This window comes from Microbispora oryzae (genome assembly GCF_017896165.1).
Lineage (GTDB): Bacteria > Actinomycetota > Actinomycetes > Streptosporangiales > Streptosporangiaceae > Microbispora > Microbispora oryzae.
Map to the genome: position 1 here is coordinate 1 of NZ_JAFCNB010000020.1, position 21,589 is coordinate 21,589.

Consider the following 21,589-nt stretch of genomic DNA (forward strand, 5'->3'; position numbering starts at 1 on the left):
TTCACGTGGAAAGTGCCTTCTGAACTGGTGCGGACAGGACTCTAGACAAGCCCAATCCTCCCAGCTCAAAGGCACTTTTCTCATGTAAACGATCAAGCCCGCTCAAATTCGCCGCGAAAGCCCGAGGTTAGTTGAGTGCTTCGCCCAGCTTGCCGAGGGCGCGGCGCTTGTCGTCGAGGGAGGCGTGGGCGTAGATGGTCATGGTGACCTCGATGTCGGAGTGGCCGACGATGTCCCGGACGATGTGCGGTGGGACGCCGAGGTCGAGCAGGAGGCTCACGCAGGTGTGGCGGAGGTCGTGAGTGCGCCGTGAGGCGCCGTTGATTCGAGTGGAGGTGAAAGACCTTCACCGCTGACCCCGTCGCAGCGGGGCGGTGGAGCTGAGGGCAGCCTAAGAAGTCCTAACAAAATGATCTAGGAATACGGTTGATCGCCTGCAGGTTGATCACGGCGTGAGGAAGGGCGAACAGCCACCGTGGATCATCTCGGATGAGTTGTGGGCGCGGATCGAGCCGTTGTTGCCGGTCGTGCCACGTCGTGCCGATCACCCGGGCCGTAGGCGTCTGGACGACCGGAAGGTCTTGTCGGGCATCTTGTTCGTGCTCTACACCGGTATCGCCTGGGAGTTCCTGCCCCAGGAACTGGGCTTCGGTTCGGGGATGACCTGCTGGCGCAGGCTGCGGGACTGGCATGCCGCCGGGGTGTGGCAGAAGCTGCACGAACTGCTGCTGGCCGAGTTGCACGCCGCGGGCAAGCTGGACTGGTCCAAGGCGGTGATCGACAGCTCCCACGTGCGGGCGCTGAAGGGCGGCCCAAAACGGGTCCGAGCCCGGTCGACCGCGCAAAGACGGGCTCCAAGCACCACGTCATCGCCGACGGGAACGGCGTCCCTCTCGCGCTCAGCCTGACCGGCGGCAACCGCAACGACGTCACCCAGCTCATGCCACTGCTGCGGGCCATTCCCCCGGTCCGGGGGCGGCGAGGCCTGGCCGCGCAGGCGACCCGCGGTCGTGTACGCCGACCGGGGCTACGACCACGACAAGTACCGCCGCATGGTCTGGGCCACGGGAGTGAAACCGGTCATCGCCCGCCGGGGCACCCCGCACGGCTCCGGCCTCGGCGTGCATCGGTGGGTGATCGAGCAGACGATCGCGCTGCTGCACTGGTTCCGGCGCCTGCGCATCCGCTGGGAGATCCGCGACGACATCCACGAGGCCTTCATGACCCTCGCCGCCGCCATTATCTGCTGGCGACGCCTCACTCGCTGATCATTCTGTTAGGACTTCTAAGCCGGGTGATGCCGGCAAGGGTGGGAGCAGCCCTGACAACGCCGGGACGGGCTAGTACTGCCAGATGGTCCGGGTCCGGCAAGCGGGACGGAAAGGAGTACGCGAGGAACCGGCGTGTGACATCCCCTTGATTAGGCGCCAGCTCGAAACCTGGTGGATATGGGCTGGAAGCGGTGCGTACCCGTCGCCGAGGGTGGCGGGGAACTCTTACGGCGGTGGGCATGAGCCGTCGGGGAGGCTGCGAGGAAGGTCTGCGGCGTACTCGCAGCGATGCCGCAGGGGCATAGTCGGGCTCCTCCTCCGTCGAGCGAATCACGGTGAACACGGGAACCGTTCCGGATCTTGCCCTGCTTTCCGTATCCAGCGGAGGTGGTGGGGCTGGGCGCATCGACCGTTGATCGGTCCGGGGCGGGGCGGAGCCGCCGTAGTACTCCGAGTCCGGGAGAGCTGGTCACATGGGGAAGGGCGGCAGCGGTTTCGAGAAGTGATTGGAGGCTGCAATGCCGAAAGATGCGTTCTCGAACGAGGACGCCTGGCCAGAGGTGGTCCCGGTGGGACCGCGGCGGCGGGTATCGGAGATGCAGGCCAAGCTTCACCAGTGGGCGGCGGCCGATCCTGGCCGCCGGTTCGATGACCTGTTCAACCTTGTGCACGATCCGGCGACGCTCCTTGTGGCGTTCGACCGTGTCGCGGGCAACCGGGGTGCCAACACGCCCGGCGTCGACGGCCTGACGGTCGCCGAGGTCGAGGAGTGGATCGGCGTTCCGGGATTCCTGGATGACCTGCGGGCCGCCCTCAAGGACGGCTCGTTTCGGCCGCTACCGGTGCGGGAGCGCGTGATTCCCAAGCCGGGCGGGTCGGGAAAGGTCCGCGCGCTCGGTATACCGACGATTGCGGACCGGGTCGTTCAGGCGGCGCTCAAGCTGGTGCTGGAACCCATCTTCGAGGCTGACTTCCTGCCGGTCTCCTACGGGTTTCGGCCCAGGCGGCGGCCCCATGATGCGATCGCGGAGATTCACCATTTCGGCACCCGAGGGTACCGCTGGGTGCTGGATGCCGACATCGAAGCGGCCTTCGACTCGGTCTCACATTCGGCCCTCATGGATCGGGTGCGGACACGGGTCAAGGACAAGCGTGTTCTGGCGCTGGTCAAGGCGTTCCTCAAGGCCGGGATCCTCACCGAACTCGGCGTGCACCGGAACGCCTACACCGGCACGCCGCAGGGCGGCATTCTGTCCCCGTTGATCTTCAATGTGGCGATGTCAGTGCTCGATGAGCACGTGATGGACCCATGGAAGAGCGGTGGGTCGATGTCGACTCAGGGTAAGCGCGCCTACCGGCGCTCCAAGGGGCGAGCGACGTGGCGGATCATCCGCTACTGCGACGACTTCGTCATCGTGGTGCATGGTTCGCGTGAAGACGCCGAAATGCTCCGTGAGGACGTCGCCGAGGTGCTGGCACCGCTGGGCTTACGGCTGTCACCAGCCAAAACCCAAGTGGTCCACATGGGCGACGGGTTCGACTTCCTCGGCTTCCGCATCCGGTGGAAACGCATGAGAGGCACGAACACGTGGTACGTCTACACCTTCATCGCCAAGCGCCCGCTGCGGTCGGTGAAGGCGAAGATCCGTGCCCTGACACACAGGACATCGCAGCAGGACTTCGCATCCGTGCTGAAAAGGCTCGCTCAGATCATGCGCGGATGGGCCAACTATTTCAAACACGCCGTGGCCAAATGGACCTTCAGCAAGCTGGACACCTTCACCTGGTGGAGACTCGCCCACATGCTGCGGGCCCGTCACGGCTGGAATTGGGGGCAACTGCGCCGTCACCTGAAGACCGGCACAGGCCGGTGGGTGATCGCCGCAGGCGGGGTCGAGTACTTCCGGCTCCAAGGCGTGACGGTCTCCCGCTACGCCTACCGGGGCACCAAGATCCCAAGCCCCTGGCCTCCTGCGAACCCCGCCTGACGGCAGAGACCGTGGAGAGCCCGTTGCCGAGAGATCGGCACGGCGGGTTCGGCGAGCGGCCCGGGGAAACGGATCGAGAGCAATCCCGACACCGCGCCCCGGGCCGACTCAACAACCGCATGTCGCCGAGCCCGGCAGCCTTCCGGATCGCTCCCCAGCTTCGCCGGAGGGCGTCCGGTTCCATAGGTGTGCCGCGCAGGGATGGGAAGACGAGGCCGTGATCCTCCCAGTCCGGCCAGCGGTCGGGACAGCCGGATGTTGCCGCGCTCCTCCTGGACGTCGGTCGTGCGGGGCCGCCGCCCGGTGAAGAACTCGAAGAACTTCGCGAACGTCTCCTCCGACGACACGACCTGCGTGTGCGACTGGTCGGGGAACCTGACGTTCACGGCACCGCCGACCTGCCGGTCCGGCGAGCCCTCGCCCCACACCGCGAGCGTGGGCACCCCGCCGGGCTGGTCGGCCGAGCTGGAGCCGTCGAGGTTGACGTAGTGGGCGACCTTCGCCGCCCGTTGCGGGCTGCTGCGGAGGTACTCCTGCATGAGGCCGGTCCCCAGCGAGTGGGTCAGCAGATCGACCTTGTCGGCCCTGGACGCGGCCAGCAGCCGGTCGGTCCGCGCGTCCAGGCCCGCGTACACCTGCTCGCGCGTGTTGATCTGGAACAGGGAGTCGTAGTCGTGGGACTCGATCAGGCCGATCGGGTAGCCGTTGCCGGTCAGCCGCCTGGCCTGCGTCTCGAACTGGGCGCCCGACCCGCTGAAACCGTGCACGAAGATCACGGGCCGGTACTTGTGCGTCCCCGCCCACGAGGCGGGCGCCCACAGGACACAGGCCGCCACGACCGCCGACAACGCCGCCAGCCAGGCGACGACCCCGCGGATCCTCATCCGGAGCTCCTCCAGCCGAAGAGAACATTCTTCTGGTCCCTGTCGGCGTCGATCATGAGGCCGCCCCCGTCAACGGGCTTACGCTTGGTGAACCTCCTGGAAGACCTCCCGGGCGACGCGGTAACCGTCGAAGGCCCGGGCCGCGCCGGCGTACGCCTCGATGTGCACGAACGCCTCCACGATCTCCTCCGGGGTGACGCCGTTGTTGAGCGCGATGCGCAGCTGCCCGCGCAGCGGTTCGAGCGTGCCCAGGGTCGCGGCGATCGTCACGGAGACGAGGGCGCGGGTGCGGGTGTCGAGGACGTCGGTGCGCGGCCACGCGTCGCCGAAGGTGTGCCGGGTGGCCAGGCGCATGAAGTCGGCGGCGTTGGCCGGCTCGCCCGGACCGGGTTCCAGGAACGGCTCCAGCCTCCTGCCGAGCAGGTGCGCGGCGGTGTCGAGCGCGGCCTCGTAGCCGGGTTCCCGCTGGGTGTCGGTCATGTGGTTCCTTCCGGATCAGTGCTGGGGGTGCGCGTTGAGCGCGCCGTACTGGCCGCCGCGCACCCGCGCGGGGTCGAACAGGCGTGACAGGTGGGCGACGTCGTCCGCGCTCAGCGGAACGGCCGTCGCGGCGGCGTTCTGGCGCGCGTACTCCGGCCGCTTGGTGCCGGGGATGGGCGCGATGTCGTACGGCTGGGCGAGCAGCCAGGCCAGGGCCACTTGGCCCGGGGCGTGTCCGCGCTCACCGGCGAACGCCTTCAGCCCCTCGACGAGGCGGAGGTTGTCCGCGAAGTTCTCCTCGTGGAACTTGGGCAGGGTCGAGCGGAAGTCGTCACCGTCGAACGAGGTCTCGCTGGTGAAGCGGCCGGCGAGCGCGGCCCGCCCCAGCGGGCTGTACGGGACGAAGGTGATGCCCAGTTCGCGGCAGGCGGGCAGCACCTCCTGCTCCACCTCGCGGGCCCAGAGCGAGTACTCGCTCTGGAGGGCCGAGATCGGCGCCACGGCGGATGCCCGGTGCAGGATGTCCGGACCGACCGCGCTGAGCCCGATCGCGCGCACCATGCCCGCGGTCACCAGCTCGGCCATCGCGCCGACGGTGTCCTCGATCGGCACGGTGGTGTCGTGGCGATGGAGGTAGTAGAGGTCGATGTGGTCGACGCCGAGGCGGCGCAGGCTGGCCTCGCAGGCGGCGGCCACGTACTCCGGGCGGCCGTCGTAGACCACCCCGCCCTCCTCCGAGGGCCGCGCCCCGAACTTGGTCGCCAGGACCACCCGGTCGCGCAGGCCGCGCACGGCGCGGCCGAGCAGTTCCTCGTTGTGGCCGAAGCCCTTCTGGGACTGGCCGGTGGCCGCGCCGGCGGCGCCGTAGATGTCGGAGGTGTCGAAGAAGTCGATGCCGGCCTCGACGGCGGCATGGATCGTGGCGACGGACTCCGCCTCGTCGGCGTCGCCGTAGAACTGGGACATCCCCATGCAGCCCAGGCCGATCGGCCGGACGGAGATGTCGGTGTGCCCGAGGGTGACACGGGCTTCGCGCATGATGGTCCTCCTGGTCCTCAGGCGGCGATGGTCTTGTACTCGACGTACTGGGCGAGGCCGGCGACGCCGAACTCGCGGCCGATGCCGCTGCTCTTGTAGCCGCCGAAGGCGCCGTCGTAGGTCGGGGCGGCGCCGTTGACGGTCATCCACCCGGTACGGATCCTGCGGGCGACCTCGATGCCGTGCTCCCGGTCGGCGGCCCACACGCCACCGCCGAGGCCGTACTCGGAGTCGTTGGCGATGCGGACGGCGTCGTCCTCGTCGTCGAACGGGATGACGACCAGGACGGGGCCGAAGATCTCCTCGCGGGCGATCCGCATGTCGCTGTCGACATCGGCGAACAGCGTCGGACGGACGTAGTACCCGCCCTCCAGCCCGTCAGGGGTCTCGAGTCCGCCGGTCACCATCCGGGCGCCTTCGGCGACGCCGAGTTCGATGTAGGAACGCACCCGCTGCTGCTGGTCGGCGCGGACCATCGGCCCGATGAAGGTCTCGGGGTCGGAGGGGTCGCCGACCCGGACGTCCTCCATCATGGCGGCCAGCGCCGCGACGACCTCCTCGTAGCGGCTGCGCGGGGCGAGGATGCGGGTGTGGGCCACGCAGTTCTCGGCGTTGTTGCCCAGCGACAGGGCCCTAAGGCCTGCCACGACCGCCGTCAGGTCGGCGTCCTCAAGGATGATCGAGGCGGACTTGCCGCCCAGCTCCAGGCTGACCCGCTTGAGCTGCTCCCCGGCGACGGAGGCGATGCGCCGGCCGGCCGCGGTGGAGCCGGTGAAGGCGATCTTGTCGATGCCGGGGTGGGCGACCAGGTACTCGCTGGTCTCGCGGCCCGCTGGCAGGATGCTCACCACTCCCTCGGGCAGCCCGGCCGCGTCGAAGACATCGGCGAGCGCCAGGGCGTCCAGCGCCGTCTCGGGGGAGGCCTTCAGGACGACCGTGCAGCCGGCGAGCAGCGCGGGAACCAGCTTGACCAGGGCCGACTGGTGTGGGGCGTTCCACGGGATCACCGCCGCCACCACGCCGACGGGTTCCCGGCGCAGCCGCGTCGTGGCGTCGCCGACGGCGCCCACCTCCTCCTCCCAGCCGAGAGCGGCGGCGGCGCGCACGTACGCCTCCGTCATCTCCGGGAGGGACTGCAGGTGCGTCCAGCGGGTGAACCACAGCGGCGAGCCGTTCTCGGCGGTGACCAGGGCCGCGAACTCCTCGGCGCGGACCGCGTAGAGCTTGGAGAACCGCTCCACGACGGCGCTCCGTTCCTGCGGGCTCATCCGGGGCCAGGGGCCCTCGTCGAACGCCCGGCGGGCGGCGGCGACCGCCCGGTCGACGTCGGCGGGGGCGGCGTGCGGCGCGGTCCCGACCAGCGAGCGGTCGTGCGGGGAACGCACCTCCAGGACGTCCGCGGTGGCCGGGGCGACCCACTGGCCGCCGACGTACAGGTTCGGGTAAGTGATCACGGAAATACTCCTCATATAGGTGTCCATCGGACCTTTATGACTATAGCGGTCCAGTGGACACGTATCAAGTGTCCGTTGGACCGCTAATGTGGGAGCTGCCATGATTCGCGGTGCGCGAGGAGGTTCGATGGACGAGGTGGAGGCGCCGTCCTTCCAGCGGGCCAGGCGGCCCGAGCACCGGGAGCTCCGCAAGCAGGAGATCCTGGACGCCGCGGAGGCGCTGCTGGCCGAGATGCCCGCCGACGAGATCAGCCTCCGGGAGCTGGGGCGCCGGCTCGGGGTGTCCAAGACGCATGTGGTGCGCTATTTCGAGAGCCGGGAGGGCGTCTTCCTAGGGCTGCTCGCCAGGCTCCGGCTGGCCTGGCTCGACGCGCTGGCGGACGAGTGGCCGGCCGCGCCGTGCGAGCCCGACCAGGTGATGCGGGCCTGGGCCGATTCGCTCGCCGCCCGGCCGGTCCTGTGCCAGCTGTGGAGCCTGCTGCCGACCGTCCTGGAGCGGAACGTCTCCGCCGGCACCGTGCGCGCCTACAAGTTCACCGACCTGGAGCACCGCACCCGGCTGGCGGGGCTGGTCAGGGAGCGGGTGCCGGCCCTCGGCGCGGGTGACGCTCTCACGCTGACGGAGTACGCCGTCGTCGCGCTGGTGGGCCTGTGGTCGTTCAGCAACCCGACCCCGACCATCGTCGAGGCCACGTCCGACCCCCGGCTCGCGGGCTCCCGGGTGGACTTCGCCACCATGTACGGCGAGATCCTGCAGACCACCCTCGCCGGTCTGCTCGCCCGAGCGTGAGCCGCCCCCGGTTCAGCGGACCGGCCGGACGTACTCGGCCGCCGCGGCGGCCTCCGCACGCGCGGCCCTGCGGCGGGCGCTTGACGTGTTGCTGCGGCTGTTCGCGCCGTTCCTGCCGATGGTGACCGAGGAGGTGTGAGCGAAACTTAGAGCGGGTGCGCCATCTGTAAGCTTAGATTCGACTGTGTCCAATATGCGCGACATTGTGGCGAGTCCCGTGTTCGTGGGGCGCCAGGAGGAGTTGGCCAGTCTCGCGCGCGAGGCGGCACAAGTCGCCGTCGGCGCCGTGCGCCTTGTGTTGGTGGGCGGCGAGGCCGGGGTAGGCAAGACGCGGCTGGTCGAGGAGGCCGCGCAGGCCGCGGCGGGATTGCATGTGCTGTGGGGCCACTGCGTGGAGCTGGGGCCGGAAGGCCTGCCACTGGCGCCGCTGGTGGAGGCCCTGCGCATGCTGGCACGGTCGGCTTCGCCGCAGCAGTTGGACGACTGGCTGGGGCCGGCTCGCGGTCCGCTGTCCCAGCTGCTGCCGAGCCTGGATCCCTCGGCCGTTCCAGGCGCGGGGCATGGGATGGGGCAGGGTGCCCAGCTCCCGGAGCTGGTGCTGGGGCTCATCGAACGGGTCAGCACGTCGCGACCGCTGTTGCTCGTGATCGAGGATCTGCAATGGGCGGACCAGTCCACCCTGGAACTCCTGGCCTTCCTGGTCAGGGGGCTGCGCGACGCTCCGGTCCTGTTCGTGGCGACATACCGCTCCGATGAGATCGACCGGCGCCATCCGCTGCGACCGCTGCTGACCGGATGGGAGCGGATGCGCGAGGTGCATCGCCTGGAGCTGCGCCGGTTCCGGCCCGATGAGGTGGCCGCTCAGGTCGCGGGCATCCTCGGCCGCCGCGCCGACACTGAGCTGCTGGACCTTGTCGTGGACCGCTCCGAGGGCAACGCGTTCCTGGTCGAGGAAGTCGTGAGAGTGGTGCGTGACGGCGGTGACCCCGAAGGTCTTTCCCCCTCGTTACGCGACCTGCTGCTCGTGCGGGTGGAGGTGCGTTCTGCGGTGGCCCAACGGCTGCTGCGAGCCGCGTCCGTCGCCGGGCGGCAGGTGCCGGAGCGCCTGCTGGCCGCCGTAACGGGCATGGAGCCGCCGGCGTTCTTCACGGCGCTGCGCGAGCTGGTGGAGAACCATCTGCTGCTGGTGGACGAGGCGGGGCAGGGCTACACGTTTCGCCACGCGCTGGCGCGCGACGCGGTCTATCACGACATGCTGCCCGGCGAGCGGGCCGGCTGGCACATCGCTTTCGCGCGGACGTTGTCGGGCGACGCGCGACTCGCGCCCGAGGGGGCCCTCGTTCCGGCCGCGCTGGCCCATCACTGGCTCGCAGCCCTCGATCTCCCCTCGGCGTTGCCGGCGTTGCTTGCCGCCGCGGAGGCCTCCTCGGCGTACGCGCCGGCGGAGGAGCTCAAGCACCTGGAGCGGGCGCTGGAGATCTGGCCTCGGGTACCGGATGCCACGACGCTCACAGGCACCGACGTGATCGAGGTGTTGACCTCCGCCGCCGATGCCGCGTATAACGCCGGATCCGCGAACCGGGCGATGTCCTTGCTGGACCAGGCATTGGCTGAGCTGGGCGAGGGCAGCTCGGCCTCTCGCCGGGCGCTGCTGATGGAGCGCCGCGCACGCGCGCTTCGGGACCTGGGCAAGGAAGCGGAAAGCCTGGCCGTGCTGGAGGCGGCTCAGGAACTGCTGCCCGCCGAGCCGTGGACGTATGCCCACGCCGCCGTCTTGACCTCACTGGCGAACACGTTGATGCGTGGCGGCAACTCCTGGAGGCGGACGCAGGCCACCGCTGAGCACGCGGTCGCCGTCGCTTCCGCCGTCGGAGCTGAAACCGAGCAGGCCGAGGCTCTCATCACGCTCGGCGTCACCCACGCCTACCAGGGAGACGCCGAGAACGGCCTGTCGACGCTGCGGGCGGGCCTGCGGCTCGCCGAGCAGATCGGGGCAGCGGAAACGACGCTGCGCGGCCACGCGAACCACAGCGACCTGCTGGAACTGCTCGGCCGTCATCAGGATGCGATCGAGGCGGCGAAGGCGGGCCTGGAGCTGGCGGCACGGACCGGCACCAGCAGGACGCTCGGCGCGTGGATCACGGGGAACATGGCCGAGCCGATGCTGCGGGCCGGCCGCTGGCAGGAGGCCGAGCACGCCGCAGTGGAGGCGCTGCGGGGTGAGCCGGAGGGTGTCTTCGCAGCGACGCTGCTCGACTTCCGTGCCCAGCTCGCCGCCCTGGCCGGGCGGCGTGAAGACGCGGAACGGCTCGCCGGCCGGGCGGCGCAGCTGGTGAGCGCCTCGATCGACTGGCAGTTCCGGCTCTCCCTGACTTTCACCATTGTGGAGTGCCATCGGCTCGCCGGCGACCTGGACACCGCTGCCACGACCGCCATGGAGGCGCTCAGAGCCACGCCCCCTGTGGGGGCAGCCCGCTATTCATGGCCGCTGGTCTGGCTGGGCACCCGGATCGCGGTGGATCGCGTGATTCTGGCGCGTGATCGTCGTGTGCCCGATTCCGACGCGGCCGCCATGGTTGCCCTGGTCGACGGCCTGGCCGCCATCGCTGACTCGCTGCCCACCCTCATGTCGGCGTACCGGGGCTATGCCGCGGCGGCAGCGGCCGAACGTGCCCGTCTGGCCGAGACGCCGGCCGTTCAGGAATGGAGCGTGGCCGTCGACGCCTGGCGGCCCGTCGGTGAGCCGTACCTCCTCGCGTACTGCCTGCTGCGACTGGCCGAGGCGCTGTGCACCGCCAACGACCGGCAGGCCGCCACCACGGCCCTGCAGGATTCGGTACGGCTGGCCGCCGAGATGGGCGCGCTGCCGCTGTCGCGGGAGGCGGAGGCGCTGGCCCGCCGGGCACGGCTCACCCTCGTCCAGCGCGACGACGGCGAAGCCGCGGGAAATGAGACGGCAGCGGGTGGGCAGGGCCACGATGAAAGAGGCCCCGACGAGAATGCGTCGCACGCCGGAGCACAGGGGGCCGGGCGACCCGCGGCCCAGCCGGAGAACCCCGACCCGCTCGCGCATCTCGGCCTGACCGAGCGCGAAAGGGAGGTGCTCCGATTGCTGGTCGACGGCCGCTCGAACTCCCAGATCGCCACGACCCTCTTCATCAGCCCGAAGACCGTGAGCGTCCACGTCTCCAACATCCTCGCAAAGCTCGGCGTCAGCCGTCGTGTCGAGGCCGCCGCCCTTGCGTACCGGTTGATCACCGCGCAGAGCTGACCGGTGCCGGACCGGCGCTGTCGCCGGTCCGGTTCGATCCGATCACCTGCAGAGCCGGCGCGGCCAGCCGACCCGCCGGTCTGTGAGCGGTGAGCGGCGAGCCGGCGGGTGCCGCGGTCGTTGAGCTGTCGCACTACCGTCGGCCGGTCGAAAACGGGCCGCCACGGGTGGTGACGTGGCGGCCCTGGTCGGTGTGCGAGGTGGGCGGCTAGGAGTTGTTCAAGGCGTTGAAAAGTTGGTTGGTGCCGCCGGTGTAGTGGTAGCCGATGACGGCCGCGCCGGACGTGATGCTGCCGCCGGCGATGTCAGCGACGAGGTTGCTGGCGGGGTTTTTGATCGTGCCGGGGACGAGGGACGGGCCGCCGATGCCGGACGTGAATCCGATGTCCCAGAGCTGGCCGGGCGTGCCCTCGCAGTACCACTGGAAGAGCTGGTGACCCTCGACGCCGTCGGTAGCCATGCACTTGTTGCTGAGCTTGTTGACGATCTCCGTGTGGCCGTTGACGGCCCGGAAATACCAGAGATCGTTGTCACCGCTGACAACGTACTGGATGATCTTCGCGCCGTCGCCCTTCGAGCCGCCGCTGACATTCAGGTAGAGGAAGGGATTGGAGACGGGAAATATCTGGTATTCCAGGCCGCTGTCCGCGTGCGCGGCGCCCGCACCGAGGGCGAGCATTCCGGCGGCGAGCGCACCCGTGGCGACGGTGATGGCGGCCTTCTTGAGGAAAAGTGAAATTCTGAACATTTTCTGGCCCCGTTTCTAGATCTGTTTTCTTCCGGCTTTTCGCGGCAGAAGTAAACGTACTTGCTAAGGTAGGGCGCTCGGTTAGGGTGACAGCCTTATCTTGAGGCGGTGAGGCACCTCAGATTGGTCGCCGCGGTGCCTTAGCTCAGAGGTTCTTCAGAAGAAATCTGCAGAGATCGGCGATGTCGTGGCGTACGCCGCCGATCACCAGGCTGACCACGTGGTTACCGACGTACTGCAAGCCATCGAGGTTCTTGAGCGCCACGGCTGAGGTGACGACAACGGTGACGACAACGTCGGCCACCATGAGCTTGATCCGTTTGTGATCGCGTCTGTGTATCACTGTTTGCTGTGGCACATCCGTGGGCGAGGCTCTCGCGTTGGAGACGCATCCGTAGATGGACAGGCATCGCCGCGGTCTTCGTGGGTCTGGCCGCCTGTCAGGGGGCGTTCGGGCGAAATATCCAGGCGGTCACGTACGGCGAGCCCACATCGTGTCCCAGCGACCGATTCGAGTCCGGGCCCGTGGCCGGGACGGTGATCGATTGCGTGGGGTGGAAACTGCACGTGCCATTCGGCATGGATATCGAACTCAGTACGGCCGCCAGCCATGCTCGCTCTAAGTCGATGTTCGACACCGACCCTATCCCCATCGAGATCACCCCGGACGGACACCGCGTCGCCTACTTGGACGTGAGGGAGCTCCGCTACCTCGCCAAAGATCTCCGTTCCGGCTTCACCCGCCCGATCACACCACGCCTCACCCCTGAGGAGATCGTCGCAATCACCTCGGTGGCCAGTTCCGCCGACAGCCGCCACTTCGCCGTGTCCACCAGGGAGAACCGTCGGACATTCGTCACGGACTTCGAGACGGGCCGGACGAGGACACTCAACCAGGTGTGCTGGGCCTACGGGCTGACCGGCGACAGCCTGATGGGCAGCGCGGGCTGCGATGGTCGCGATGTCTCGATCGACGCCATCCGCTTCGACGGCACGGCGACCCGCTTCCGGTCGGAGGAGGAGCGCCCCCATGACATGTCCGCAGACCTGCGGTGGTACATCGACTTCGGGGAGCCGACTTCGGTGTACGAGACCGCAACCGGGCGGCGGGTGCGAGTCCTGCCCTCTGAACTCAGCGAATTCCAGTGGGCGGGCGCCGACACCCTGGTCGCACGAGAGGCGGATATCGAGGATGAGGGCGACTACATAGCCATCGACGCCAGAACGGGCGAGCTCATCTCGACTGGCATCCCATACTCCGACTCAATCGTCTTCGGGAAGGTCCGTTGATGTCGGACTGGTACGAGCAGGTCCGCCGTACGGCGTCGCTGTTGGGCGGACGCACGCCGTATGCCCGGCACATGGCGGAGAAGGCGCTGCGCGACAGAGAAGGCACGAAGGACGCCTTCTTCTCGCTCTATCGGTCCTATCTCAGCCCCTTCCGCGCCTGGCCCGATCCGGGCTGGGGAACGGGACTCTCCAATCTGGAGCGTGCCGTCCTGGTCGCCTTGCACCATGACGGCTGGACCGAGCAGGAGACCGCCTATCTGTGTGGGCGAAGTAGAAGAGCCGTGCGGCGGGCGGGCGAGAAAGGGCTTCGTGCTCTGGGCACCGATGGCACGGCTCTCGCCGGCACGCTACGGGCAATGACGGAGGATCTTCCTGCGGTCGCCGAGCGGGAGCCCGGGCGAAATGGCGCCGGGTGCGGTGCCCTGATTATCTGCCTTGTCGCCTTTGTCCTCATGGTGGCCTATTGCTCGGCCCTGGTTGCTCCGCTCGGACAGCACGGAGACCGCGCCCCCTCCGTCGCCCTCACCTTTTCGGAGCTCAATCCATTGCGCGGTCCTATGCAGGCCACGATCCGGTACGCCTACCGCGTCGATACGCCGGTAACCGGGCTCACCGAGGGAAGCTACTGGGTCGTCATCACTGAGTCGGACCAACGGCTGCTTGTCGAGGACGCCACTCCGAGCGACCTCGAGATCAGCCCGAACGGCCGGAAGCTGGCCTACCACAGCCGGAGCAAGCGCGAGGTCGTCGTGTATGACCTTCCGTCGGGAAAGATCAGCAGGATCTCGAAGGCAGATGCGTCGGACAACGGACTGTATTTCTCTCCGGACGGTCGCCGCCTCGCGTTCACTTCCGAAGACAAACTGTATGTCTGGGACGGCAAGCGGCGGCGTGTCCCGGGGCTCGGGCCGGAGTCGACACTGTACGGCTGGCTAACGGGCGGGCGGGCCCTGCTGATTGATGACTCGGAGGGTGTCCGGGCGGTCGATCTCAGTGGCACCGTCCTGTTCAGCACAGAGGACTCGGACCACGTGGGCCCGTTGCCCGACGGGAAGACGTGGATCGACGTCGGCTCTGATGAGAATCGCTTCACGCGGTACGGCCGGCGCACAGGTCGCCGGAGCATGCGGCTGCCCACAACCGTGAGGCCCCATAGGGTCGAGTGTTGGACCAGTGCGGACACCTTCGTGATCAGTACTTACGGCTACGGGCCCAGCCACTACTACCGGATCGACATCGAGACCGGGGAAGCCGAGCCGCTGCCTGCTCTGGTCCCGGAAGACCTGAAAGAGGTGCGGTTCCCCGGGTGTGTGTGATGCCTGATCGTCATCTGTCGGCGTGCGGTGGTGCGGCGGGTAGTTGCACCGTGACGCGGAGCCCGCCGGCGGGACGGGCGGTGAGGGTGAGGGTTCCGTCGTGTGCTTGGGCGACGCTTTTGACGATTGCCAGGCCGAGGCCGACACCTGCGTGGTCGGCGCGTATGCGTTCGGTGCCGCGCTGAAACGGCTCGACAAGCGTGGAAACCAATGTTGGGGCGAGTCTTTCGCCGGTGTTCTCGACAGTGAGCGCCACAGTCTCGGGGTGAACGGTGGTCGTGACCCACACGGTGCCCTGTTCAGGCAGGTTGTGGACGATCGCGTTGTGCACGAGGTTCGTCGTCATCTGCAGCAGGAGCGCGTGTGAACCGATGGTGGGGGTGATGCCGCCGGAGGTCTCGATGGTGAGGCCGCGTTTTTCTGCGAGGGGGAGGAGCGTTTCAATGGCTTCTTCCGCTATCAGGGACAGGTCGATGTGTACTCGAGTGCACGATCGTTGGTCGGCGCGGCTGAGCAGGAGCAATGCTTCGGTGAGGTCGATCGCTCGGGTGTTGACGGCGTGGAGGCGGTCGACAAGTTCGCCGGTGTCGCGGTTCAGATCTTTGCGGGCCACGTCGAGAAGCGTTTGCGTGATCGCCAGTGGGGTGCGCAGTTCGTGGGAGGCGTTGGCTGCGAATCTCCGCTGTTGGGCGACGTGTGCTTCGAGCCGTACGAGCATGGTGTCGAAGGCGTCGGCGAGTTCGCGGAACTCATCTCTGCGGCCCGGGAGCCGGATTCGGTGGGAGAGTGATCCGTTCGCGGCCCTGCGTGTGGCGTCTGTGACGCGAGTCAGAGGGGTGAGCATGCGGCTGGCGAGAATCCACCCTCCCGCGACACCGAACACCAGCAGGAACGCGAACACTGCGGCTGCCACTGGAGCGAAAGCGTGCAGCGGGTCGGGCCGGTTGGGATCGAAACGACTGTAGGTGAAGAGCACGCCGTTGGACAAATAATGCCGAAGGAACACCCACACCGCCGCGAGTACCAAGGCACCTGCAAGCGTGACGAACCCGGCATAGCTGAGGGCAAGTTTGAGACGAACGCTCAACCCAGAGGCCCTATTCACGGTCCCCTCCCGCACGTCCAGTGCCGGGTGCTGTGTCGATACGGTAGCCGACGCCGGCCACGGTAGAGATGATCCCGGGTTCGCCGAGCCGTTTGCGCAGTGCCGAGACCGTGATGCGCACGGCGTTGGTGAAGGGGTCGGCGTTCTCATCCCACGCTCGCTCCAAGAGTTCTTCGGCGCTGACGACGCCGCCTTCGGCAGCGACCAGGACTTCTAGCACGGCGAACTGTTTCCGGGTAAGCGCGACGTAGCGGCCGTCGCGGTAGACCTCGCGGCGGAACGGATCCAGACGCAGCCCTGCGATCTCTCGCATGGGTGGTCTGTTGTGGGCGCGCCTGCGGTCGAGTGCTCTGAGACGGAGCACGAGTTCTCGGAGTTCGAAGGGCTTGGTGAGATAGTCGTCGGCGCCGAGTTCGAACCCGGAGACCTTGTCGTCGAGCCGGTCGGCAGCGGTGAGCATGAGGATGGGCATGCCGCTGCCGGTGGCGACGATGCGTTTGGCGATCTCGTCGCCGGAAGGGCCGGGGATATCGCGGTCGAGGACGGCGATGTCGTAGGCGTTGATGCTCAGCAGTTCCAGGGCGGTGTCACCGTCACCGGCGATGTCGGCGGCGATCGCCGCCAGGCGCAGGCCGTCGCGGATGGCTTCCGCCAAATAGGGCTCGTCCTCGACGATCAACACACGCATGCTCTCGAAACTACGAGCCGGAGCATATCGCCGGCATATCGAAAACCACATACGTGCTGACAACACCACGCTGCCTTGACTGGCGGCATGACCACCACCCAGCAGGCCACTCAGGAAGATCTGGCCGCCAGCGCGCGGGACCTGACCAAGACCTACGGCCACGGCGATACCCAGGTACATGCCCTGCGGGGCAGCGACCTCGACCTGCCCCGAGGCAGGTTCACCGCGATCATGGGGCCGAGCGGGTCGGGCAAGTCCACGCTGATGCACTGCCTGGCTGGACTCGACCAACCCAGCGGCGGCACCGTCACTGTGGCCGGCACCGACCTCGGAGCACTCGATGACGACGCGCTCACGACCTTCCGCCGCGAGCACATCGGTTTCGTGTTCCAGTCGTTCAACCTGCTGCCGATGCTCACCGCGGGCGAGAACATCGTGCTCCCGCTTGAGCTGGGCGGTCGCCGGATCGGCGACGCGGCACGGGAGCGCGCGCGCATGCTCGCCGATATCCTCGGCGTGGCCGACAGGCTCGGCCATCGGCCCGCGGAGCTGTCCGGCGGCCAGCAGCAGCGGGTCGCGATCGCCCGGGCCCTGGTCACCCAGCCGGACCTGCTGTTCGCCGACGAGCCCACCGGAAACCTGGACAGCACCACGTCGGCGGAGGTGCTGGATCACCTGCGCCGGTCGGCGCGCGAGCTCGGCCAGACCGTCGTGATGGTCACGCACGAGCGGGACGCGGCGGCGTACGCCGACTATGTGGTCACCATGCAGGACGGGCGGATCGTCTGATGCGTACCGTCTTCCTCGCGTCGCTGCGCATCCACATCCGTAGGTATGTCGCAGCGGCGATCGCCGTCGCCGTCGCGGTCGCCTTCGTCGTCGTGGTCGGCGTGCTCACGTCCGGGGCGTATAGCGGTCTCATGGACGGCCTGGGGGCGCCGTACCGCGATGCCGACCACGTGGTCTCGGCGGCGGGGTGGCCATCGTCAGAGCTGGACCCGAAGGCCGCGATCGCATTCACCGAGCGACACGGTGAGAACGCGGCCGCGACCGGCCGGGCAACGCTGCCGGTGCGCGCGGGCGGCGGGCGGCTCTCCGAAGCGACCGTGGGGCCGATCGCCACCTTGGAGGAGTGGCGCTGGCAGGAGCTCAGCTCGGGGCGCTTCCCAGCACGCACGGGGGAGGCGGTGGTGGACGTGTATTTCGCCCTGGCCGCGAATATCGCGGTCGGTGACCGGCTTCGGATCGGCGAGGGCGCCGCCGCGCGCGACGTAGGAGTGGTCGGTCTCGTGGAGTCGCCCTCGCCCCCGGCCCAGGCCTCGATGTACGTCACCTGGCCGCAGTTGCTGCAGTGGCGCGACCACCTCCATCTGACCGCGGTGGCGGTGCGCGGGGAGGTAGGTCAGCTCCCGGCAGGCGCCAAGGCGCAGTCGCCGGAGGGGTTCGCCGCCGAGCGGCTGACCTATGTCCAGAACAGGGTGGACAGCTTGTCGGTGATGCTGCTGTTGTTCGCCGGAATCGCGCTCTTCGTCTCGGTACTGGTCATCGCGAACACCTTCTCCATCCTGTTCGCGCAACGACTCCGCGACTTCGCACTGCTGCGCTGCATCGGCGCGACCCGGCGGCAGGTGGTGCGTTCGGTACGCCGAGAGGCGGCCGTCGTCGGGGTGCTCGCGTCGCTAACTGGGACACTGGCCGGTATCGGCGTCGGCTACGGGCTGATCGCGCTGATCAGCGCCCTCTCGCCCACCGTCCCAATGGGCGCCGCCGAGCTGCCCATGCTCTGGCTCCTCGGGGGGGTTCGCCGTCGGCCTGGTGGTCACCATGGTCGCGTCCTGGTTGCCGACCCGGCGTGTGATCCGGGTGAGCCCGCTGGCGGCGCTGCGCCCGGATGCCGCGGTCGACCTGCACACCGCCACCGGCGTGGTGCGGCTGGCGCTCGCTGCGATCCTCCTGGTCGCCGGGCTGGCCCTGCTCGGGGTGGCGATGCTCCAGGACAGTACGGCGTTGATGGTGGCAGCCGGAGGATCGGTGTTCACCGGCGTACTCCTCTTCGGGCCGGTGCTCGTTCCCCGCCTGGTCCGGATCACCGGCGCGCTGCTCGGCCCCGCCGGGCGGCTGGCGACCAAGAACGCTGTGCGCAATCCGCGGCGGACCGCCACCACCACTGCCTCACTGCTGGTCGGCGTCACCCTGACGACCGCCGTGCTCACCGGGATGGCCACGTGGCGTTCGGCGTTGGACGAGCAGATCGGCAGGGAGCACCCCATCGATGTCGCGCTCACCTCGCCCGAGGGGCAGGTCACCACTGATCTCCTCGACCGGGTACGTCGCACTCCCGGTGTGGAGCGGGCCATTCCCGTGGACGGCGCCGTGGCCCGGGTGGCCGGGCTCGACGAAGCGATCCCGGTTGTCACCGCGCCGGCCGAGGAGCAAGTGGCCCGCGACGGCGGGGCGTTCGCACGGGTCGAGCCGGGGAGGATCAGAATCGATTCCGAGGCCTTCGGCAAGGGCCTGAGTCTGCGGCCAGGTGACCGGGTCACGGTGCGCGTCGGCGACCGGCGAGCCCGGTTGCAGGTCGCCTTCGGCACCGGCTGGGGCCCGGCGGGCGTGGTCGCGCCCGAGACGCTGGCGACGCTCACCGACGCCGCCGAGCCGCACGCCATCTGGATCCGCGCCTCCTCCGACGCCGACGCGGCTCGACTCGGCGCTGACCTGGACGAGCTGGCGGATCCCGTCGGCGCGACGATCGAGAACGGGTTGCGGACCTGGGAGTCGCTGGACCAGCAGCTGGGAATCTACACCTGGTCAGCGCTCGGCCTGCTCGGCATCGCCGTCGTGATCGCCCTGATCGGGATCGCGAACACCCTGGGGCTCTCCGTACTCGAACGCGCCCGTGAACACGCGATGCTGCGCGCGCTCGGGCTCACCCGCAGGCATCTGCGGCGGATGCTGGCGGCCGAGGCAGTGCTGATGTCGGTGGTGGCCACCCTGCTCGGCACCGTGATCGGCGTCGGGTTCGCCTGGGTCGGCTACAAGACGTTCGTGACGAGGGCTCTCAGCGACGCCAGCATGCAAATCCCCTGGCTCTCACTCGGCGTCGTCGTCCTCATCGCCGGCATGGCCGGACTCCTCGCCGCTGTTCTCCCGGCACGCCGAGCCGCCCGGGTGACTCCGGCCGCAGGGCTCTCCCTCGACTGAACCCCTGTCAATCGCTTGGCCCGGCGGCTGAAGACCACCGGCCAAGCGCGGCACTGTGTACGCGACGGGTCGATGCTCGGGTGCATAGACGAGTCCCTTCTTGACGATCGGACGACTCGGCGGGCTTGCTCGGTCGTGGCCGGACTCGTCGAGACTCGGGTCCTTGCCGTCAGCTGGCGGGGAAGTAGTGGCCGTTGTCCAGATCGGCGAGCAGCCGGGGCTGAGCGGGTTCCCAGCCGAGGGTCCGGCGGGTGACGAGGTTGGACGCCGGGTAGCTCTGCGTGACGATGTTCGCGAGGAACCCGAAGTATCCCGGCAGCACCAGTTCGTCCACGGGAACGCTCACTGCGGGCAGGCCCAGACGGCTGCCGATAGCCTCGGCGATCTCCCGGAACGGGATGCCCTCGTCGTCGACCGCGTGCCAGTATTTGCCGGCCGGGCCCTTCTCCAGCGCCAGGCGGAACAACGAGGCCACATCGCGGATGTGCACGGCGTTCCACAGGTTCGCGCCGTCTCCGGGGTAACCGATGAAGCCCTTCTCCTTCGCGAGCGCGATCAGCGTCGGGAGGAAGCCGGCACGATCGGTCGTGCTGTGCGCGATGTTGGCGATCCGCACGACTGAAGACCGCACGCCCTGCTCGGCGAGGCCGATTACGGTGGTTTCCACGACGTTACGAGCCCGCAGGGTGCCCTTGTGCTCATCGCCGCTGGGAAGGGCCGGGTCCTCCTCGGTGGCCGTCCGCCCCAGGAATCCCTGCCCGGGCGAGCCGATGCTCCCAGCCGAGACCAGCGGCTTTCCGGTTCCCGCCAGCGCCTCGCCGTAGGCGAGCATGATCGGGATCTCGGCGGCGGCCACGGCGTGGATCCCGCCGGAGAAGAGCAGGTCTTGCCGGTGCGCGACGTGGATGACGCCGTCGGAGTCCGCAGCCGCTTCCTTGAGCCCGTCGAGATCCCCGAGGTCGCCGCGACGCACCTTCGCGCCGAGCGCGGACAGCGCCGCCGCGGCAGTGTCCGACCGGGCCAGGCCGGTGACCTCGTGCCCGGCGGCTATGAGCTCGGGGACGATGTACGAACCGGAATGGCCGGTCCCGCCAGTGACGAAAACGCGCATTCTGCTGTTCCTTATGAGTGAGGTGGCGCGAGAACTGGTGGTGCGGGTGTGCTCAGGGGAGAGTGCTGACGCCGAGGGCGAAGTTGAAGTCCCCCACGCCGTGGCGGGCCAGGTTGATCATCAGCAGGCCCGTCCCTTCCAGCCAGTGCGCCATCTCCAGGCCTCCGGCATCCAGGGGGCGCAACCCGAGGCTCTTGATGAACGCCGATACGCGTGCCTTGGCCCGCGCGTCGTCGCCGGCGAAGAGCACGTCCAATGGGCGTCCCAGGGCCATGACGTGGCCGAAGACGGTGTTGAACGCCTTCACGACGTGCGCGCTCGCCGGGGCGACCTTGGCGATCTCCTGCGCGGCGGAAGTGCCGTCAGGGGTGGTCAGCCCGGTGGCGTCGGTTGTCATGGGGTTGGTGATGTCGATGATGATCTTGCCGGCAAGTGCGTCCCCGTACTGGGCGACGACCGGCACCGCGCTGGCGTTCGGCACGGCGAGGATGACGATGTCGCCGGCTGGGGCGGTGCCGAATGTCCCGGCCGTGGCGCCGCCGCCGAGCGCGGCGGCCAGGTCCTTGGCCTTGGCCGCGTCGCGACCGACGACCTCGACGGCGTGGCCGCCCTCGACCGCGCGGGCGCCAACGGCGCGGCCCATACCCCCCAGGCCGATAATGCTGATGCTGCTCATGGAGTGCCTGCTTTCTGGAGTGGAACATCTGGAAAGAACGCCACGCCCACCACGTTGTTGTCAACGGTTGTGTCGTCGGCGCCTTCGAATGACGCGACGGGCCTGAACCAATTCAGGGCGGGCTAATTCAAAATCTCGGAACCTACTTTAAAGCCCCGATGTCGAATTATTGTTCCGGATTCGCTCCGGCCCGCCGGGTGCCTATTGAGGATTTCATTGGTCTGAGCGGGTGTCCAAGACCTATTTCAGCGATGGCGATACCCTGGAGGCATCGCCGT

The 21,589-nt window shown here is 68.5% G+C and carries 18 protein-coding genes and 4 pseudogenes; 11 read left to right on the forward strand and 11 right to left on the reverse strand.

The features are described 5' to 3' along the window. Positions 1 to 127: 127 nt before the first annotated feature. On the reverse strand, positions 128 to 325 hold the full coding sequence (locus tag JOL79_RS27100) for a tyrosine-type recombinase/integrase (RefSeq protein WP_307848767.1): 198 nt from the start codon (positions 323 to 325) through the stop codon (positions 128 to 130). Positions 326 to 479: 154 nt separating this feature from the next. Here JOL79_RS27100 and JOL79_RS27105 point away from each other — a divergent pair. After that, positions 480 to 1,268, forward strand: a pseudogene (locus JOL79_RS27105) (IS5 family transposase). A 521-nt stretch (positions 1,269 to 1,789) separates the two neighbouring features. Then, positions 1,790 to 3,259, forward strand: a complete 1,470-nt coding sequence (ltrA, locus tag JOL79_RS27110) for a group II intron reverse transcriptase/maturase (protein WP_210158731.1) — start codon at positions 1,790 to 1,792, stop codon at positions 3,257 to 3,259. Here the strand turns inward: ltrA and JOL79_RS27115 are convergent. The 4 genes from JOL79_RS27115 to JOL79_RS27130 form a co-directional block, all read right to left on the reverse strand. Beyond that, positions 3,208 to 4,143 carry an esterase/lipase family protein gene (locus JOL79_RS27115; RefSeq protein WP_210158732.1) on the reverse strand — a complete coding sequence of 312 codons (936 nt, stop codon included), beginning with the start codon at positions 4,141 to 4,143 and terminating at the stop codon, positions 3,208 to 3,210. The two genes, ltrA and JOL79_RS27115, sit on opposite strands and share 52 nt — an antisense overlap. 78 nt (positions 4,144 to 4,221) lie before the next feature. Next, positions 4,222 to 4,623 carry a carboxymuconolactone decarboxylase family protein gene (locus JOL79_RS27120; RefSeq protein ID WP_076438604.1) on the reverse strand — a complete coding sequence of 134 codons (402 nt, stop codon included), beginning with the start codon at positions 4,621 to 4,623 and terminating at the stop codon, positions 4,222 to 4,224. A gap of 15 nt (positions 4,624 to 4,638) precedes the next feature. Beyond that, on the reverse strand, positions 4,639 to 5,661 hold the full coding sequence (locus JOL79_RS27125) for an aldo/keto reductase (protein ID WP_210158733.1): 1,023 nt from the start codon (positions 5,659 to 5,661) through the stop codon (positions 4,639 to 4,641). 17 nt (positions 5,662 to 5,678) lie between these two features. Further along, positions 5,679 to 7,115: an aldehyde dehydrogenase gene (locus JOL79_RS27130; protein ID WP_307848755.1), complete on the reverse strand. Its 1,437-nt coding sequence runs from the start codon at positions 7,113 to 7,115 to the stop codon at positions 5,679 to 5,681. 127 nt (positions 7,116 to 7,242) lie between these two features. Here JOL79_RS27130 and JOL79_RS27135 point away from each other — a divergent pair, with 127 nt between their 5' ends. From JOL79_RS27135 to JOL79_RS35625, 3 genes and pseudogenes are all read left to right on the forward strand, one after another. Then, positions 7,243 to 7,905 carry a TetR/AcrR family transcriptional regulator gene (locus JOL79_RS27135; RefSeq protein ID WP_210158735.1) on the forward strand — a complete coding sequence of 221 codons (663 nt, stop codon included), beginning with the start codon at positions 7,243 to 7,245 and terminating at the stop codon, positions 7,903 to 7,905. Between the two features lie 40 nt (positions 7,906 to 7,945). Next, positions 7,946 to 8,044: pseudogene (locus tag JOL79_RS27140) on the forward strand (class I tRNA ligase family protein); the annotation flags it as partial. Positions 8,045 to 8,098: 54 nt separating this feature from the next. Beyond that, positions 8,099 to 11,176, forward strand: coding sequence for a helix-turn-helix transcriptional regulator (locus tag JOL79_RS35625; RefSeq protein WP_210158736.1), 3,078 nt, complete (start codon positions 8,099 to 8,101; stop codon positions 11,174 to 11,176). A gap of 208 nt (positions 11,177 to 11,384) precedes the next feature. Here JOL79_RS35625 and JOL79_RS27150 read toward each other — a convergent pair whose 3' ends face one another. Both JOL79_RS27150 and JOL79_RS27155 read right to left on the reverse strand, forming a co-directional pair. Continuing rightward, on the reverse strand, positions 11,385 to 11,924 hold the full coding sequence (locus tag JOL79_RS27150) for an RICIN domain-containing protein (protein ID WP_210158737.1): 540 nt from the start codon (positions 11,922 to 11,924) through the stop codon (positions 11,385 to 11,387). A 145-nt stretch (positions 11,925 to 12,069) separates the two neighbouring features. Continuing rightward, positions 12,070 to 12,231 carry a hypothetical protein gene (locus JOL79_RS27155; RefSeq protein WP_210158738.1) on the reverse strand — a complete coding sequence of 54 codons (162 nt, stop codon included), beginning with the start codon at positions 12,229 to 12,231 and terminating at the stop codon, positions 12,070 to 12,072. A 218-nt stretch (positions 12,232 to 12,449) separates the two neighbouring features. On the opposite strand from JOL79_RS27155, the gene JOL79_RS27160 reads away from it, so the two are divergent. Together JOL79_RS27160 and JOL79_RS27165 are read left to right on the forward strand one after the other, a co-directional pair. Continuing rightward, positions 12,450 to 13,214: a hypothetical protein gene (locus tag JOL79_RS27160; protein WP_210158739.1), complete on the forward strand. Its 765-nt coding sequence runs from the start codon at positions 12,450 to 12,452 to the stop codon at positions 13,212 to 13,214. Beyond that, a complete protein-coding gene (locus JOL79_RS27165) occupies positions 13,214 to 14,530 on the forward strand; it encodes a PD40 domain-containing protein (RefSeq protein ID WP_210158740.1) in 1,317 nt (438 codons plus the stop codon). Before JOL79_RS27160 ends, JOL79_RS27165 begins: the two co-directional genes overlap by 1 nt. A 10-nt stretch (positions 14,531 to 14,540) precedes the next feature. Here JOL79_RS27165 and JOL79_RS27170 read toward each other — a convergent pair whose 3' ends face one another. Further along, the gene (locus JOL79_RS27170) at positions 14,541 to 15,617 is read right to left on the reverse strand and encodes a sensor histidine kinase (protein ID WP_307848756.1); all 1,077 of its coding nucleotides are present in this window, start codon (positions 15,615 to 15,617) and stop codon (positions 14,541 to 14,543) included. A gap of 10 nt (positions 15,618 to 15,627) precedes the next feature. After that, a complete protein-coding gene (locus tag JOL79_RS27175; RefSeq protein WP_210158742.1) occupies positions 15,628 to 16,323 on the reverse strand; it encodes a response regulator transcription factor in 696 nt (231 codons plus the stop codon). An 87-nt stretch (positions 16,324 to 16,410) separates the two neighbouring features. On the opposite strand from JOL79_RS27175, the gene JOL79_RS27180 reads away from it, so the two are divergent. The 4 genes and pseudogenes from JOL79_RS27180 to JOL79_RS27190 all read left to right on the forward strand — a co-directional run bounded on the left by JOL79_RS27180 (position 16,411) and on the right by JOL79_RS27190 (position 19,524). Continuing rightward, positions 16,411 to 17,112 carry an ABC transporter ATP-binding protein gene (locus JOL79_RS27180; RefSeq protein ID WP_210158743.1) on the forward strand — a complete coding sequence of 234 codons (702 nt, stop codon included), beginning with the start codon at positions 16,411 to 16,413 and terminating at the stop codon, positions 17,110 to 17,112. Then, positions 17,112 to 17,654 (forward strand): annotated as a pseudogene (locus tag JOL79_RS34555) (ABC transporter permease); the annotation flags it as partial. The gene JOL79_RS27180 and the pseudogene JOL79_RS34555, both read left to right, overlap by 1 nt. 234 nt (positions 17,655 to 17,888) lie before the next feature. After that, positions 17,889 to 18,023 (forward strand): annotated as a pseudogene (locus JOL79_RS35630) (FtsX-like permease family protein); the annotation flags it as partial. A gap of 124 nt (positions 18,024 to 18,147) precedes the next feature. Further along, positions 18,148 to 19,524, forward strand: coding sequence for an FtsX-like permease family protein (locus tag JOL79_RS27190; protein WP_230985589.1), 1,377 nt, complete (start codon positions 18,148 to 18,150; stop codon positions 19,522 to 19,524). Positions 19,525 to 19,693: 169 nt separating this feature from the next. Here JOL79_RS27190 and JOL79_RS27195 read toward each other — a convergent pair whose 3' ends face one another. Both JOL79_RS27195 and JOL79_RS27200 read right to left on the reverse strand, forming a co-directional pair. After that, entirely contained in the window at positions 19,694 to 20,635 is a 942-nt protein-coding gene (locus JOL79_RS27195; protein WP_210158746.1) for an SDR family oxidoreductase, read from the reverse strand. Positions 20,636 to 20,687: 52 nt separating this feature from the next. Continuing rightward, entirely contained in the window at positions 20,688 to 21,311 is a 624-nt protein-coding gene (locus JOL79_RS27200) for an NADPH-dependent F420 reductase (protein ID WP_210158747.1), read from the reverse strand. Between the last annotated feature and the right edge of the window lie 278 nt (positions 21,312 to 21,589).